The 12,507-nt window shown below is 64.3% G+C and carries 17 protein-coding genes; 8 read left to right on the top strand and 9 right to left on the bottom strand.

Going from position 1 to position 12,507, the window contains the following annotated elements; translation table 11 throughout:
* Positions 1 to 112: 112 nt before the first annotated feature.
* The 6 genes from ACVIIV_RS13180 to ACVIIV_RS13155 form a co-directional block, all read right to left on the bottom strand.
* Positions 113 to 883 (bottom strand): DUF2189 domain-containing protein, encoded by a 771-nt coding sequence (locus tag ACVIIV_RS13180; RefSeq protein ID WP_456744569.1) that lies wholly within the window; start codon positions 881 to 883, stop codon positions 113 to 115.
* Between the two features lie 126 nt (positions 884 to 1,009).
* Complete coding sequence (locus ACVIIV_RS13175; RefSeq protein WP_456744568.1) at positions 1,010 to 1,453, bottom strand: hypothetical protein; 444 nt, start codon at positions 1,451 to 1,453, stop codon at positions 1,010 to 1,012.
* 2 nt (positions 1,454 to 1,455) lie between these two features.
* Complete coding sequence (locus tag ACVIIV_RS13170) at positions 1,456 to 1,824, bottom strand: nuclear transport factor 2 family protein (protein WP_456744567.1); 369 nt, start codon at positions 1,822 to 1,824, stop codon at positions 1,456 to 1,458.
* Positions 1,825 to 1,906: 82 nt separating this feature from the next.
* Entirely contained in the window at positions 1,907 to 2,374 is a 468-nt protein-coding gene (locus ACVIIV_RS13165; RefSeq protein ID WP_456744566.1) for a MarR family winged helix-turn-helix transcriptional regulator, read from the bottom strand.
* Positions 2,375 to 2,400: 26 nt separating this feature from the next.
* The gene (locus tag ACVIIV_RS13160) at positions 2,401 to 4,011 is read right to left on the bottom strand and encodes an acyl-CoA synthetase (RefSeq protein ID WP_456744565.1); all 1,611 of its coding nucleotides are present in this window, start codon (positions 4,009 to 4,011) and stop codon (positions 2,401 to 2,403) included.
* Between the two features lie 317 nt (positions 4,012 to 4,328).
* Positions 4,329 to 4,784, bottom strand: coding sequence for a GatB/YqeY domain-containing protein (locus ACVIIV_RS13155; protein ID WP_456744564.1), 456 nt, complete (start codon positions 4,782 to 4,784; stop codon positions 4,329 to 4,331).
* Between the two features lie 74 nt (positions 4,785 to 4,858).
* On the opposite strand from ACVIIV_RS13155, the gene ACVIIV_RS13150 reads away from it, so the two are divergent.
* A complete protein-coding gene (locus ACVIIV_RS13150; RefSeq protein ID WP_456744563.1) occupies positions 4,859 to 5,233 on the top strand; it encodes a hypothetical protein in 375 nt (124 codons plus the stop codon).
* A 4-nt stretch (positions 5,234 to 5,237) separates the two neighbouring features.
* Here ACVIIV_RS13150 and ACVIIV_RS13145 read toward each other — a convergent pair whose 3' ends face one another.
* Positions 5,238 to 5,939: an alpha/beta fold hydrolase gene (locus tag ACVIIV_RS13145; RefSeq protein ID WP_456744562.1), complete on the bottom strand. Its 702-nt coding sequence runs from the start codon at positions 5,937 to 5,939 to the stop codon at positions 5,238 to 5,240.
* Positions 5,940 to 6,086: 147 nt separating this feature from the next.
* On the opposite strand from ACVIIV_RS13145, the gene carA reads away from it, so the two are divergent.
* Complete coding sequence (carA, locus tag ACVIIV_RS13140; protein WP_456744561.1) at positions 6,087 to 7,277, top strand: glutamine-hydrolyzing carbamoyl-phosphate synthase small subunit; 1,191 nt, start codon at positions 6,087 to 6,089, stop codon at positions 7,275 to 7,277.
* Positions 7,278 to 7,483: 206 nt separating this feature from the next.
* Complete coding sequence (locus ACVIIV_RS13135; RefSeq protein WP_456744560.1) at positions 7,484 to 8,011, top strand: hypothetical protein; 528 nt, start codon at positions 7,484 to 7,486, stop codon at positions 8,009 to 8,011.
* A 19-nt stretch (positions 8,012 to 8,030) separates the two neighbouring features.
* Here the strand turns inward: ACVIIV_RS13135 and ACVIIV_RS13130 are convergent, their stop codons facing one another.
* Positions 8,031 to 8,357 carry an ArsR/SmtB family transcription factor gene (locus tag ACVIIV_RS13130; protein ID WP_456744559.1) on the bottom strand — a complete coding sequence of 109 codons (327 nt, stop codon included), beginning with the start codon at positions 8,355 to 8,357 and terminating at the stop codon, positions 8,031 to 8,033.
* Positions 8,358 to 8,416: 59 nt separating this feature from the next.
* On the opposite strand from ACVIIV_RS13130, the gene ACVIIV_RS13125 reads away from it, so the two are divergent.
* The 4 genes from ACVIIV_RS13125 to ACVIIV_RS13110 all read left to right on the top strand — a co-directional run bounded on the left by ACVIIV_RS13125 (position 8,417) and on the right by ACVIIV_RS13110 (position 11,085).
* Entirely contained in the window at positions 8,417 to 8,842 is a 426-nt protein-coding gene (locus ACVIIV_RS13125) for a YeeE/YedE family protein (RefSeq protein WP_456744558.1), read from the top strand.
* 8 nt (positions 8,843 to 8,850) lie between these two features.
* On the top strand, positions 8,851 to 9,303 hold the full coding sequence (locus tag ACVIIV_RS13120; RefSeq protein ID WP_456744557.1) for a DUF6691 family protein: 453 nt from the start codon (positions 8,851 to 8,853) through the stop codon (positions 9,301 to 9,303).
* A gap of 11 nt (positions 9,304 to 9,314) precedes the next feature.
* Entirely contained in the window at positions 9,315 to 10,208 is an 894-nt protein-coding gene (locus ACVIIV_RS13115; RefSeq protein ID WP_456744556.1) for an MBL fold metallo-hydrolase, read from the top strand.
* Positions 10,209 to 10,293: 85 nt separating this feature from the next.
* The gene (locus ACVIIV_RS13110; RefSeq protein WP_456744555.1) at positions 10,294 to 11,085 is read left to right on the top strand and encodes a sulfite exporter TauE/SafE family protein; all 792 of its coding nucleotides are present in this window, start codon (positions 10,294 to 10,296) and stop codon (positions 11,083 to 11,085) included.
* 74 nt (positions 11,086 to 11,159) lie between these two features.
* Here the strand turns inward: ACVIIV_RS13110 and ACVIIV_RS13105 are convergent, their stop codons facing one another.
* Positions 11,160 to 11,684: a Dps family protein gene (locus ACVIIV_RS13105; RefSeq protein WP_456744554.1), complete on the bottom strand. Its 525-nt coding sequence runs from the start codon at positions 11,682 to 11,684 to the stop codon at positions 11,160 to 11,162.
* 114 nt (positions 11,685 to 11,798) lie between these two features.
* Between ACVIIV_RS13105 and ACVIIV_RS13100 the strand changes: the two genes are divergently transcribed.
* Positions 11,799 to 12,500, top strand: coding sequence for a class I SAM-dependent methyltransferase (locus ACVIIV_RS13100; protein WP_456744553.1), 702 nt, complete (start codon positions 11,799 to 11,801; stop codon positions 12,498 to 12,500).
* Positions 12,501 to 12,507 lie beyond the last annotated feature (7 nt).

Genomic DNA, 12,507 nt, shown 5'->3' with positions numbered 1-12,507 from the left:
AAAGGCGCACTTGCGCCGTGCCCACCACTGACTCAACCTGCAACAAAGCCCGTGGGCACGCTTCGTTTTGCCCACCCTACGGCACTGGCCAAGGGGTGAAGAGAGCGATGAGCTACATCGGCGCCACCAACCGCCGATACAGGTGCCAGGTCGCATGCCCCAGCACCGGCAGCGTCACGATCAGGCCGAGAAAGTACGGCAACGCCGAGACGATCAGCAGCATCACGATGACGGCCGCCCAGCCGATCATCGGCAGCGGGCTCGCGACGACGGCGCGCACGCTCGTCACCATGGCCGTGACGAAATCAACCTCGCGATCGAGCAGCAGCGGGAACGACACCACGGTCAGCGAGAACAGGATCAGCGACAGCACGGCGCCGACTGCATTGCCGATACCAAGGAACAGCAGGCCCTCGTTGGTCGTCAGCACCACCGTCATGAATTCCTGCAAGCTCGAGAACGAGGCATTGAGGCCGAGCAGCAGCGCGATCAGGAGCCGCACCTGGTACATCCAGATCACGAACATGAATAGCGTGACGAACGCCATCCAGCCGATCTCGCTACGCGAGCGTATCGCCGACCAGATCGCACCGAATGAGACCGACTCGCCGCGCTCGCGGCGACGGCTGACCTCGTAGAGGCCGATCGCCACGAACGGCCCGATCAGCGCAAAACCGGCAGCCAGGGGATAGACCAGATAGACCATGCCGAAGGCGGTGAGACAGAGCAGGATGGCGATGCCGCCGGCGGCGTAGAGCGCGCCGAAGCAGAGACCGTAAAGAGGCAGCGCCTGAAAGTCGCGCAGGCCTTCGACCAGCGCCTCGGCGATGTCGGTCGCCGCCACAGGACGCACCACCGGATCGACCTTGCCCGAGATGGACATCAGCTTCCTCCCTCACGCGATCTTCGCCGCGCCTTGGGGCCGATGTTAGCTCGCTCTCGTGATCCTTGCACGCAGGAGTTAGGCGGTCGGCAGATACCGCTGCGGCTCCGCTTGAAGCCGCGCGTGTCAGGCGCGCAACGTTAGCAGAAGCGCCACGCCGAGATTGGCCGCGAACAGAGCCGCGTCGATGACGAAGATCCTGAGCATCGGGCCTTTCAGCACCGGCCAGTACGCCACGCCGACCCGCCCTCCGCGCATCAGCACCGGAACGTTGTAGGCGAACTGGCTGAAATGGCAGGCGGCGAAGAACAGGAACAGCGCCAGCTGCGCTTCGGTCGGCTGGAAGAAGGATGGACGAGCGGCCAGAAGATAGAGCGACAGCAGCCCGATCGGCAGATTCATGCCGCCGAGGAACGCGACGCTCGCCGCGAGGGTCGGCGCGATCGGATTGCTGCGCTCTTCCCGCGGCAGCAGGATCTTCAACGTGTTGGCTTGCGCGATGCTGAACTGGATGAACGCGCCGACGAACCAGAGCGTGTTGAGGAGCAGGACGATATCAGAAAGGTGCATGGCTATTTCCCGTAGAAGGCTTCACTGCGCACGACGCGGCCCGCATCGTCGAAGTCCATGAACTCGCTGGCGCGGGTGTCGCCCAATTGCCACCACACTGTCAGTCGCGCGATCACTTCGTCCCAGCTCCAGCTCAGGATCTTCAGGTCGGCACTTTCGATGTGGCCATAGGCTTTGCGCCAATAGGCGCGGATATTCTCGGCGCCGGTGACGGTCGGAGATCCGGTCAAGGTGAGAGCAAGAGGGCTGCGCATTTGCGCATCGTCGGCGAAATGAGCGACGATTGCGTCGATGTCGACCCTGCACCAGCTCGCGCACCATACCGCGACGAAGCGTTCGGCGGCCGCGCGATTCATTGCCTGTCCGCTCATGATACGGATCCTCCCCTGGCTTGTGGCCGGGAAGGTGGCAAAGCCCGCGCCTCATGTCAACTATGTTGACTTGAGGATTCGGTCAGTTGTTGTCGGCGATCGCCTCCATGACGGCCATCCAGGCCGCCGCACCCGACGGTCCGGCGTGCTCGAACGCCTCGCGCATGACCATGCGCTCGTGGTCCGAGGCCCTTTGCTCGATGCGCCGCCCCGCTTCCGTCAGGCGCAGCAGTTTCGAGCGGTGCTGCTCCGGCGAGCGCTTCGACGTCAGGAGCTTGCGCTCCAGGAGCAGATTGAGCGGCCGGTTGAGGGCCTGCTTGGAAATGCCGAGAATCTCGATCAGCGCGCCGATCGCGATGTCGGGCCGGCGCGCCACCACGTAGAGAATACGATGGTGCGGACGCGACAGACCCTGCTTCGCAAGATATGCGTCGGCCTCCAGCGTCATCCCGCGCCAGCCGTAATACATGAGCTCCAGCGCAGCATCGAGCTCGTGCAGCTTTGCAAGCGAGGCGCGGTGAAGCCCCGCGGCTTGAGACGTCTTTGCCATTGTCGGAAGCTAGCCCTTGTAAGAAGTCAGCCTTTGGCCCGCAACTCGCGCCGCAGCACCTTGCCGGTCGCCGTCATCGGCAGTGTCTCGGCGAACTCCACGAAGCGCGGATATTCGTGCGCGGCGAGCTGCACCTTGACGAACTCCTGGATCTCGCGCGCGAGCGCGTCGGTGCCGGTAAAGCCGGGGCGCAAGACGATCCACGCCTTGATCGATTCGGTGCGGATCGGATCGGGAATGCCGACCACCGCGGCCATGGCCACCGAAGGATGCTTCATCAGCGTGTGCTCGATCTCGGAAGGGCCAACGCGATAACCGGCGGTGGTGATGACGTCGTCCTCGCGGCTGACGTACCAGAAATAGCCGTCCTCGTCCTGCACGCCGAGATCGCCGGTGAGCAGGAAGTCGCCGGCATATTTCTTCGCCGTCGCCTCCGGGTTGCGCCAATACTCGAGCATGGTGACGGGACATGGCTGGCGCACGCCAATGATACCGCGCTGGCCGCGCGGCAATTCCTCGCCCTTGTCGTTGACGATGCGGACGTCGAAGCCCGGCGTCGCCTTGCCCATCGCGCCGGGGCGGATCGGAAAGAGATTCGAGTTGCTGCCGATCACGAGGTTGCACTCGGTCTGGCCGAACACCTCGTGTGCGTCGATGCCGAAAGTCTGGCGCACCCAGCCCAGCAACTCGCCGCCGAGCGATTCACCGCCCGTGAAAATGCTGCGCAGCTTGACGCCGGAATGCTTCACGCCGGCCTGCCGCATCAGCTTCAGCGCGGTCGGCGGCAGGAAGACGTTGCGCACGGAAAGATCGGCCATCATCTGCATCGCCGCCTGCGGCTCGAATTTTCGCGCGCGATGGCCGACCAGGGGAATGCCGTGATACCAGAACGCCAGCAGGCCGTTGACGAGGCCGCCGATCCAGGCCCAGTCGGCCGGCGTCCACATGAGATCACCAGGGCGCGGCAGGAAGTTGTGACACATCTCCACATTGGGAAGATGACCAAGCACGACGCGGTGCGCATGCAGCGCGCCCTTGGGATTGCCCGTGGTGCCCGAGGTGTAGATGATCAGGGCGGGATCGTTGGCCGAGGTATCGACGTTCGCAAAATCCTCGGACGCGGTTTCGATCGCTGACCAGAACGGTTTTGCGCCGGCGTGGACAGCGCCGCTCGTGACATAGATGTCCTGCAAATAGGGCAGCCGATCGCGGATCTTCGTGAGCTTCTCCCAGCCCGCCTCATCGGTGACGATGGCTCTTGCCTGCGAATTCGACAGGCGGAATTCCAGCGCGTCCTCGCCAAACAGGGCAAACAGCGGGATCGAAATCAGCCCGCAGCGGAACGCCGCCATATGCGCAATCGGCAGCTCCAGCGACTGCGACAGGAACACCGCGACGCGATCGCCGCGCGAAAGGCCGTCGGCCGTCAGCACGTTGGCGAAGCGGCGCGACATGTCCGCGACCTCGTCGAAAGAGGTGCGCGTGATCGCGCCGTTCTCGTCGACATAGATCAGTGCAAGCCGGCCGGTGCCGTCGGCATGGCGATCGCAGCAGGCCTCCGCCATGTTAAAGCGCGCGGGGATATCCCAGCGGAAGTTGCGGTAAAGCTCGTCGTAGGTTGCGGCTTCGGTGAGCATGGCTCGGCGTTCCACGGTGTCGGCGTCATGGCCGGACTAGTTCCGGCCATCCACGTTCTTCTTGCTTGCAGCCAGTTTAAGCCCGTGGATGCCCGGGACAAGCCCGGGCAAGACGACGGAGGCACTCACCGCACGGCGAGGATGTCGTCGTTGCTGGCGATGCGGAACGGTTTGATGGCGCCGGGCATCGTGCCTCCCCCATTTTCTTATCGAGAGTAAACCGATCTGATGCCGCATCAAAGGTGTCCCCTTCTCTCCCTGTGGGAGAAGGCCGCCTATTGCCACCCTCTCCCACAAGGGAAGAGGGGAAGATGGCGCTAGCCCGACAGTGCGGCCTTCACGAGGCCGCTGGCCTTGCCGAAATCCATCTGGCCGGCGTATTTCGCGCGCAGCACGGCGATCACCTTGCCCATGTCCTTCATGCCGGCGGCGCTCGTCTCGGCGATCGCATCCGCGATGGCCTTCTTCACGTCCTCCCCCGACATCTGCTTCGGCAAATACGCCGAGATCACCGCGATCTCCTCGCGCTCCTGCGCGGCAAGCTCGGCACGGCCGCCCTTGTCGTAGAGCTCGACCGCCTCCTGGCGCTGCTTGATCATCTTCTGCAGCACGGCGAGGATGTCGGCGTCCGACAACGGCGGCTTGCCGCTGCCGCGCGCATCGATGTCGGCGTTCTTGATGGTCGAGTTGACCATGCGCAGCGTGGACAGCTTGCGCTCGTCCTTGGCCTTCATGGCCTCCTTGACCGCATTGTTGATGTCGTCGCGCAGCATGATCGCCTCGTTTGGAAACAGTCCGGAAAGACTCGTGGTCTACAACAAGATCCGGGGTCAATATAGGTGCTTGCATGAAGACCGGAAAGCATCTCGCCATGTTGGCAGTCTGCCTCGTGGTGCTCTGGGCAAGCCGTTTCGGCCCCTACACCTGCGGCTCGCTTCCGGCCTTCACCGGAGAAACCGGCTCGTCCTGGCTCGCGATCGCGGCGAACGGCCTCTTTCTGATCCTTCTGCTGTACCTGCCGGTCTACGATTTCATATCCCTGCTGACGTACAAGCTCGGCTGGGAAACGAAGTTCGATCCGCTCGTGGTCTACGAGGGTGAGCACTCCACCAATCCCAATCCGGTCTCGGCGAAGGCCCGGCGCGTCCTCTACGTGGTCGATATGGTCGTGGCGGGCTTCTTCCTCCTGCCGCTATGGACCAAGGCCGCCTATTGCGGGTGAATGATCAGCTCTCGAGCCATTCGGTCAGCGCCTGCATTGTCGCCTCCGGCTGCTCGGCTTGCGGCAGGTGCCCGCAACGGTCGACGATCGCGAGCCTCGCGCCGGCGATGCCCTCGGCCATTTCCTTCGAGAGCGCATTCGGGATAGTGTTGTCGGCATCGCCCGTCAGCACCAGCGTCGGGCATTTGATCGTGGCCAAGGTCGGCCGAGAATCCACCCGGGCGATGATCGCGGTCTGCTGCCGCAGACAGCCGTCGACACCGACGTCCTCATCCTGCCGATGCACGAGCTCGAGAATAGCGGCATCATCGCGCCGCGACGGATGCACGAGCTCCGGAAAACTCTCCTCGCGGACGGCGCGGAGCTCGCCGCGCCTGGCGCGCTCCATCAGGCCAAGACGGCGTGCGGTCGCCTCCGGCGTATCGGGCCGCGCCTGGGTGCTGATCAAGGCGAGCTTCGCCACCCGCTCGGGCGCCTGGCGCATGATCTCGAACGCGACGTAGCCGCCCATGGAATGGCCGGCGAGCGCGAAGCGCGGCGGCGCCTCGGCGAGGATGCGGCGGGCGATCGCGGCCATGCTGTCGTCGCGGATGTGGTTGGCGATCATCACCGGCCCGAAACGCCAGAGCGCGGGGATCACGGGCGCATAGATCCGGGCCGAGGACGCCAGCCCCGGAACCAGCACAATCGGGGTCGTCCGGTCCATTATTGCCTCGCAAGCCCCAGGAATTTGCCGGAAATTAGTCGGCCGAGCTTAAGGCTCGGAGGAGGCCTGTCAAATATGCAAAAACGCATGTGAATCGGCCCTCTCGCGCTTTGACTGGCACGCGCGGGGGCCTTATGAAGCGGGCTCATGACACAACATGACAACGATCCCGCCTGGCCGGACCACAAACCGACCGCGCTCCTCGTGCTTGCCGACGGCACGGTGCTCGAGGGCTTTGGTCTCGGCGCCGAAGGCCACGCCGTCGGTGAGGTCTGCTTCAACACCGCGATGACCGGCTATGAGGAGATCCTGACCGATCCCTCCTATGCCGGCCAGCTCATCACCTTCACCTTCCCGCATATCGGCAATGTCGGCACCAACGAGGACGACATCGAGACGGTGAACATGGCCGCGACGCCCGGCGCGCGCGGTGTGATCCTGCGCACCGCGATCACCGATCCCTCGAACTACCGCGCCACCAAGCATCTCGACGCTTGGCTGAAGGCGCGCGGCATCGTCGGCCTCTCCGGCATCGACACCCGCGCGCTGACCGCGCTGATCCGCTCCAAGGGCATGCCCAATGCCGTGATCGCGCATTCCAGGACCGGCGAGTTCGACCTGCATGGCCTCAAGGAAGAGGCGCGCGAATGGCCGGGCCTCGAGGGCATGGACCTCGTGCCGATGGTCACAAGCGGCCAGCGCTTCACTTGGGACGAGACGCCGTGGCTGTGGGACAAAGGGTTCAGCCGGCAGGACAAGCCGGAATTCAACGTCGTCGCCATCGACTACGGCATCAAGCGCAACATCCTGCGCCTGCTCGCCGGCGTCGGCTGCAAGGTGACGGTGGTGCCGGCGACGACGTCGTCCGAGGACATCCTGGCGATGAAGCCGGACGGCGTATTCCTGTCCAACGGTCCGGGCGATCCGGCTGCGACAGGCAAATATGCCGTGCCCGTGATCCGGGACGTGATCAAGTCGGGCACGCCGACCTTCGGCATTTGTCTTGGCCACCAGATGCTCGGTCTTGCCGTCGGCGCCAAGACGAAGAAGATGCATCAGGGCCATCACGGTGCCAATCATCCCGTCAAGGACGAGACCACCGGCAAGGTCGAGATCACCTCGATGAACCACGGCTTTGCCGTCGACGAGACGACGCTGCCGAGGGGCGCGACGCAGACCCACATCTCGCTGTTCGACGGCTCCAATTGCGGCATCCAGCTTGACGGCAAGCCCGTGTTCTCGGTGCAGTACCACCCCGAGGCCTCACCCGGCCCGCGCGACTCGCACTATCTGTTCCAGCGCTTCGCCGACCTGATGCGGCAGAAGAAGAGCGCCTGAGCAGGCCACTAATCTCGTGCCCCGGGCGCAGTGCAGCGCGCCGCTCTTTGCGGCGGGTGCACTGCTGAACCGGGGCCCATAGCCGCGACACTCTGGGTCCCGGCTCAGCGAAGCAGCGCTACGCGCTGCATCGCGTCCGGGACACGAGAGGAACGCAATCCGGGCAACGCCCGTTAGAGATGCGTGGTCCCTTCAGGAGTCCCACCATGTCCGCCGTCCGCGACAAGGCCGAGCCGCTCGCCATCGTGTTTGAGGACGATGGCCTCGTGCCGAACAACATCCTTCCGTTCCTGGTCTACCAGGGCGCGGTGGAGCTCGATCCGAGGCGCCCGGAAGAGACGATCGAAAACCTGTTCGAAGCGAACGGCTGGGGCGGGACATGGCGCAACGGAGTCTTCGACTATCTGCACTATCACGCGACTGTGCACGAGGTGCTTGGCGTCGCGCGCGGCATCGCGCGGGTTCGCTTCGGCGGCGATCATGGCCAGGAGCTGGAGATCAAGGCCGGTGATGTCGCGATCCTGCCGGCCGGCACCGGACATCAGTGCATCAAGGCGAGCAGCGACTTCTGCGTGATCGGCGCCTATCCGCCCGGCGCGAAGATGGAGATCACGCGGGCGACGGCTGCGAACCACGCCAAGGCGCTGAAGACGATTCCAGAAGTCGCGCTGCCGCCGGCCGATCCCGTGGCGGGCAAGGACGGTGCATTGATGCGACTGTGGCGGGGTTCCTAACGTATTTTCGGCACCAGGCTCAGGCGCAGTACAGCCGGTAGAGCGTCTGCAGCACTTCGCGAACTTCAGGGCTGGCGAGCCGGTAATAGATCGTCTGCCTGTCCCGCCTGGTCGTGACCAGGTCGAGCGCACGCATCTTGCCGAGATGCTGCGACAGCGCGGCCGAGGACAGCCCGACGAGGTCGGCGAGATCGCCGACCGACCGCTCCCCGTCGAGGAGGTTGCAGAGCACCATCAACCGTTTGGCATTCGCCATCGCGGTCAGCAGGCGCGAGGCCTCCTCGGCCTTCGCTTCGAGGGCCGCGGCGGCAGTTTCGAGAATCTTGCGCTTGGTCTGATTCTTCATGCTTGATAATTTAGAATATTCGAATATAATAATCAACTATAATTCTGAGGAGCGCACCCATGCCGACTACGTTCACACCGCTGGCCTCGCTTGCGGGCGGGATCCTGATCGGGCTTTCCGCGGTGATGCTGATGGCCGTCAGCGGCTGGATCGCCGGCGTCAGCGGCATCGCCGCGCGCCTGCTGCCGCCCTTCGGCGATAACGCAACCGCGGGCCGCCTCGCCTTCATCGCCGGGCTCATCGCCGCGCCCGCGCTTGCGCGCCTCCTCACCGGCGAGTTTCCACCGCAAGCGATCGAGACCGGCGGCATGCTGCTGGCCGTCGCCGGCCTGCTGGTCGGCTTCGGCTCGGTATGGGGCAATGGCTGCACGTCCGGGCACGGCGTCTGCGGCATCTCGCGCCTGTCGACCCGCTCGATCGTCGCCACCCTCGTCTTCATGACCACCGGCTTCGCGACGACCTTCGTCGTCCGGCATCTCCTGTGAGGCCCGCCATGTCCGCCCTGATTCAATTTGCCATCGGCCTGATCTTCGGCGTCGGGCTCTTGATCTCCGGCATGTCGGATCCTGCGAAGGTCCTCAATTTCCTCGATCTCGCCGCCATTCGCGCGGGATCGTGGGACCCGAGCCTGATGTTCGTGATGCTGGGTGCCGTCGCCACGGCTTTCGTCGGTTTCCGCCTGGTACTGAAGCGACAACGGCCGCTGCTCGGCGACACCTTCCATGTGCCGGCCAGGAACGATCTCGATCCGCGTGTGATTGTCGGGCCGGCGATCTTCGGCGTCGGCTGGGGTCTCGCCGGCTTCTGTCCGGGCCCCGCCTTTGTGGCGCTCGGCTACGGCACCTCGGCTGCGGGCCTGTTCGTGATCGCGATGATGATCGGCATGGCCGCTGCCCGCGCGCTCGCGGAGCGGCAGCCGACGCTGGCGACACCATCCTACGAGTAACGGAGTTCCCAATGTCAGATCTTCCCGTTGCGATCGATCTATCGGTGAAGCCGGTGATCGCCCCGTTCTTTGATGCGGCAACAAACACCGTCAGCTATGTGGTCAGGGATCCCGGCTCCAAAGCTTGCGCCATCATCGATTCCGTCATGGACATCGATTACGCGGCCGGGCGGATCTCCTATCACTCTGCCGATACGATCATCGACTTCGTTTTGCAGAACGGCCTCACGCTCGAGTGGCTGATCGAGACCCACGTTCATGCCGATCACCTCTCGGCCGCGCCCTACATCCAGGGCAAGCTCGGAGGCAAGATCGGCATCGGCGAAAACATCACCGTGGTGCAGGAGACCTTCGGCAAGGTGTTCAACGAGGGCACGGAATTCCAGCGCGATGGCAGTCAATTCGATCGGCTGTTTGGCGATGGCGACAGCTACCGGATCGGCGCGATGACGGCGGTTGCCCTGCACACGCCCGGCCATACGCCGGCCTGCATGACCCATGTCATTGGCGATTCCGCCTTCGTCGGCGACACGCTGTTCATGCCCGATGGCGGCTCGGCGCGCGCGGATTTTCCGGGCGGCGACGCGCGCAGCCTGTACCGCTCGATCCGGCGGATCCTGTCGCTGCCCGATCAGACCCGCCTGTTCATGTGCCATGACTACGGCCCGAACGGCCGCGACATCCACTGGGAGACGACGGTCGCCGAGCAGCGCGCCCACAATATCCATGTCCGCGACGGGATTTCGGAGGACGAGTTCGTGGCCGCGCGCGAGGCGCGCGACCGGACGCTGGAGATGCCGAGGCTCATCATCCCGTCACTGCAGGTCAACATGAAGGCGGGCCAGCTTCCCTCGCCCGACCCGAGCGGAAAGCGCTTCCTCAAGGTGCCGCTCAACGTTCTGTAGCCCGCAGGAACAGCGGCAGCGCGCTGACCGTCTTGCTGCTGTTCATTTCCTCCCGCGCTGTTGCGCGGGATCTCCTGGAGCATGAATGATGGTTGCGCTCCCTATAGCGCGAATGACGCTCGGTTCGCTCTCCGGCTCGCTTGTCGGCTTCTCACTTGGGCTTGTCGGCGGCGGGGGATCGATCCTGGCCGTCCCACTGATGGTCTATCTCGTCGGTGTCGCGAATCCGCATCTCGCGATCGGGACGAGCGCGATCGCGGTGGCAGCGAATGCGGGGGTTAGCCTCGCGAACCATGCCAAAGCGGGCAATGTGAAATGGCCATGCGCGAGCGTCTTTGCGGTGGCGGGTATTGTGGGCGCGCTCGGCGGCTCGACACTCGGCAAGATGCTCGACGGCCAAAAACTGCTGCTGATCTTCGCGCTGTTGATGCTCGTCGTCGGCGCGCTGATGCTGCGCAAGCGCGCGGGCGACGGCGATTTTGCCGTGAGGCTCGGTCGCGAAAATTTCCCGGCGCTTCTGGGCCTTGGCCTTGCGTCCGGCGCCCTGTCGGGCTTCTTCGGAATCGGCGGCGGCTTCCTGATCGTGCCCGCCCTGATGCTGGCGACCGGGATGCCGATCCTCAATGCCATCGCCTCCTCGCTCGTCTCGGTGACGGCATTTGGACTCACCACCGCGGCCAACTACGCCCTATCCGGCTTGGTCGACTCGCGGCTTGCGACCGTATTCCTTGCGGGGGGCGCCGTTGGCGGCCTGCTCGGTGCGCGGCTGGCCAAGCACCTCGCCGGCAAGAGAGGCGCGCTCAACAACGTCTTCGCCGCGCTGATCATCGCGGTCGCGACCTACATGCTCTATCGAAGCTGGACGGCCCTCGGCTAACATGGCCAGCTCCGGCAGCCTTAGGTTACGAGCTCACAGCGTCGTTCCGGCAAAGTCCGAGGCGACGTTGTGACCTACGCCTCGTTGGCGCCTTCCTGCCTTGTCGCTTCGAACAGGAACCAGGTGCGGCGCTCGGTCTCGTCGATGAAGTTCTCGAGGATGCTGGCGCTGGCGACGTCGCCGGCCTCGTCGCAGACCTCGTGCGCCTTGCGCATCGCAGCTGCGACGTGCTTGTTGTCCTGCATGAGTTCGCGCAGCATCTCGCGCGGCGGGACGTAGTCCTCGTTGTTATCCTTGATGGTTTGGAGCTTCGCGACCTGGCCGATCGACTTCAGCGTGGTGCCGCCGATCTTGCGGACGCGCTCGGCCAGCTGGTCGGTGGTGGCGAAGATTTGGTCGGACTGCTCGTCGAGCAGCAGATGGTAATCCCGGAAGTGGCGCCCGCTGATGTGCCAGTGGAAATTCTTGGTCTTGAGATAAAGCGCGAACGCGTCGGCCAGAAGCACGTTGAGCGCCTCCGAGACCTTCTTGACCCCAGCGGGCGGCAGATCGGTGGGGGTGTCGAGATCGGGCGAGACCTTGTTGTTGGTTTTGCTCACGGGGGACCTTCCTGTTAGGACGCGGACATTGACGGCGCGCCGTCGCACCCCTAACGCAAGGCGGGCAGCGCCGGTTCCTGAGTAGGAACCGTTTGGCCGGGACCTTCGAATACCATGGACGATTGGATCGATTATTACGACTCCACGCATACGATCTATGTCAGCAAGCTGCATCGCGACTTGCACTTCCAGATCATTGCGTGGGACATCATCGGCTACATCCCCTCGCCTGATGCGACGGTGCTGGACTATGCCTGCGGGGAAGCGCTGTCGGCGAACCAGGTGGCAGCCGCCTGCGGCAAGCTGATCCTGGCCGAGCCGGCGCCGGGCGTGCGCGGCCGGCTGATCGCGCGGTTCGCCCCGAATACCAAGATCCGCGTCCGCTCGCTCGACGACGTCCGCAAGATGCAGGACCAGTCCATCGACCTCGTCGTGATGAACTCGGTCGCGCAATACATGACGCCGGAGGAGCTCGATGCCGCCCTCCTCAACATCCGCCGCATCCTGAAGCCCTCCGGCAAGCTGGTGCTTGGCGATATCCTCCAGCCCAATGTCGGCATGGTCAGGGACGTGATGGCGCTGCTCGGCTTCGGCCTGCGCCACGGTTTCCTGAAGGACGCGCTGATCGGGCTGATCAGCACCGCGCTGTCGGATTACCGTCAATTGCGCTCGAAGATCGGGCTGCAGCGCTACAGCGAAGACGAGATCACCGCCAAGCTGAAGGCAGCGGGCTTCGCGGTCCAGCGCGCCCACAGCAATATTGGCCATAATCGCTGGCGCATGACCTTCATCGCGCGGCCGCCTCTGGTCCGTTAAGCATAAC

The sequence above is a fragment of the Bradyrhizobium sp. USDA 4354 genome, from assembly GCF_054060315.1.
Note: the sequence above shows the minus strand (reverse complement) of the source record. Positions and strands in the feature narration are given on the sequence as shown.

Bases quoted from the DNA above. Each gene is read 5' to 3' on its own strand.
- ACVIIV_RS13180 (WP_456744569.1), bottom strand. From the start codon at position 883: ATGTCCATCTCGGGCAAGGTCGATCCGGTGGTGCGTCCTGTGGCGGCG.
- ACVIIV_RS13175 (WP_456744568.1), bottom strand. From the start codon at position 1,453: ATGCACCTTTCTGATATCGTCCTGCTCCTCAACACGCTCTGGTTCGTC.
- ACVIIV_RS13170 (WP_456744567.1), bottom strand. From the start codon at position 1,824: ATGAGCGGACAGGCAATGAATCGCGCGGCCGCCGAACGCTTCGTCGCG.
- ACVIIV_RS13165 (WP_456744566.1), bottom strand. From the start codon at position 2,374: ATGGCAAAGACGTCTCAAGCCGCGGGGCTTCACCGCGCCTCGCTTGCA.
- ACVIIV_RS13160 (WP_456744565.1), bottom strand. From the start codon at position 4,011: ATGCTCACCGAAGCCGCAACCTACGACGAGCTTTACCGCAACTTCCGC.
- ACVIIV_RS13155 (WP_456744564.1), bottom strand. From the start codon at position 4,784: ATGCTGCGCGACGACATCAACAATGCGGTCAAGGAGGCCATGAAGGCC.
- ACVIIV_RS13150 (WP_456744563.1), top strand. From the start codon at position 4,859: ATGAAGACCGGAAAGCATCTCGCCATGTTGGCAGTCTGCCTCGTGGTG.
- ACVIIV_RS13145 (WP_456744562.1), bottom strand. From the start codon at position 5,939: ATGGACCGGACGACCCCGATTGTGCTGGTTCCGGGGCTGGCGTCCTCG.
- carA (WP_456744561.1), top strand. From the start codon at position 6,087: ATGACACAACATGACAACGATCCCGCCTGGCCGGACCACAAACCGACC.
- ACVIIV_RS13135 (WP_456744560.1), top strand. From the start codon at position 7,484: ATGTCCGCCGTCCGCGACAAGGCCGAGCCGCTCGCCATCGTGTTTGAG.
- ACVIIV_RS13130 (WP_456744559.1), bottom strand. From the start codon at position 8,357: ATGAAGAATCAGACCAAGCGCAAGATTCTCGAAACTGCCGCCGCGGCC.
- ACVIIV_RS13125 (WP_456744558.1), top strand. From the start codon at position 8,417: ATGCCGACTACGTTCACACCGCTGGCCTCGCTTGCGGGCGGGATCCTG.
- ACVIIV_RS13120 (WP_456744557.1), top strand. From the start codon at position 8,851: ATGTCCGCCCTGATTCAATTTGCCATCGGCCTGATCTTCGGCGTCGGG.
- ACVIIV_RS13115 (WP_456744556.1), top strand. From the start codon at position 9,315: ATGTCAGATCTTCCCGTTGCGATCGATCTATCGGTGAAGCCGGTGATC.
- ACVIIV_RS13110 (WP_456744555.1), top strand. From the start codon at position 10,294: ATGATGGTTGCGCTCCCTATAGCGCGAATGACGCTCGGTTCGCTCTCC.
- ACVIIV_RS13100 (WP_456744553.1), top strand. From the start codon at position 11,799: ATGGACGATTGGATCGATTATTACGACTCCACGCATACGATCTATGTC.